Below are 1386 nucleotides of genomic sequence, written 5' to 3'. Positions count from 1 at the left end.
AAAGACGCGGCGAAAAAAGGTCAGTCGTTTAAGAGTAAAGATTTGGTCATTGCTTGTCTGATATTGCTGGGCGTGCAATACCTGATTAATTTTTCTGGTGTCTTCGAGTTGATGTCCATGTGGCGACTCGTCATCGAAAATGGCTTCACTCATGATGCACTGGGCTATGCTGAAGCGATGTTTTGGACGGGGCTAAAGTTATTTTTACCTTTCTTATTGCTTTGTATTGCTGCCTCAGTGTTTCCAACGCTATTGCAGACCGGTTTTTTACTTGCCAGTAAAGCGCTAAAACTGAATTTTAATGCGCTGAACCCAGCTAACGGTTTCAAAAAGTTATTTAGTTTGCGTACGATAAAAGATGTCATAAAAACCTTACTTTTCCTGACGAGTTTTATCATCGCCGCTATGATATTTTGGAACAAACACAAACATATGGTTTTTTCTCAGCTCAATGCTGAACCTGTACAAATATTCCTGGTATGGGGGAAACTCTTTGGCGCATTAATCTATCTGTGTTTATCCTGTGCGCTTTTGGTGTTTGTATTGGATGCGCTTGCTGAGTACTTTCTTCATATAAAAGAGCTCAAGATGGACAAGCAAGAGGTTAAACGAGAGTCCAAAGAGCAGGACGGCGATCCGGAAATAAAATCTAAGCGTAAAGAACTGCATGCTGAATTATTGTCTGAACAAGTAAAAACTGACATTGAAAAATCAGCAGTGATTATTGCTAACCCAACGCATATTGCCGTGGGGATCTATCTCAATATGGAGGTGGTAGGTATTCCATTTATCTCTGTACTTGAGAGAAATCAGAGGGCGCTTGCCGTCAGAGCTTACGCCGAGAAGGTGGGGGTTCCTGTTGTTGAAGATATTAAGTTGGCACGACGAATATTTAAAACACACCAACGATACTCTTTTGTCAGTCTTGAGGAGTTGGACAATGTCATTGGTATCCTTGTGTGGTTGCAACAAGTTGAAAATGCTTGGAAAAATGAAGATGCATCACCACCGTAAACACACGGTGAATGAGCGTTCTTTATGTGAATATCAAATAAACGCATGGTTTAATAACGGTCATCAGCAGTAAGCGATGACCCTACTGAGGAGAGTAAAAATGGAACAAAATACCGGTGTTATCACGGAGCAGGAAGCAGCGCTATTAATGACGGCAACATTGGAACATGGGGCGACATTAAAAGAAATTCATGGCATTACTGATGACATGATGGAAAATGTTTATGCGTATGCTTATCAGGCGTATAAAAATGGCCAGTTAGATGAAGCGGAGAATTTGTTCCATTTCCTTTGCCTCTACGATCTTAAAAACCCAGACTACTTTATTGGTTTGGGGGCCGTTAACCAGGTAAAGAAAAATTACAGCAAAGC

General features: G+C 41.0%; 2 protein-coding genes. Both read left to right on the top strand.

The genetic code is table 11. The features are described from left to right. On the top strand, window positions 1-1014 hold a 1014-nt coding region (locus tag J5224_RS27845; protein ID WP_264628366.1), incomplete at its 5' end, for an EscU/YscU/HrcU family type III secretion system export apparatus switch protein. Window positions 1015-1114: 100 nt separating this feature from the next. Beyond that, window positions 1115-1386: tetratricopeptide repeat protein (locus tag J5224_RS27840; RefSeq protein WP_264628365.1), on the top strand; the 272-nt coding region annotated here is incomplete at its 3' end.

The organism is Candidatus Symbiopectobacterium sp. NZEC135, from assembly GCF_025962695.1.
Note: the sequence above shows the minus strand (reverse complement) of the source record. Positions and strands in the feature narration are given on the sequence as shown.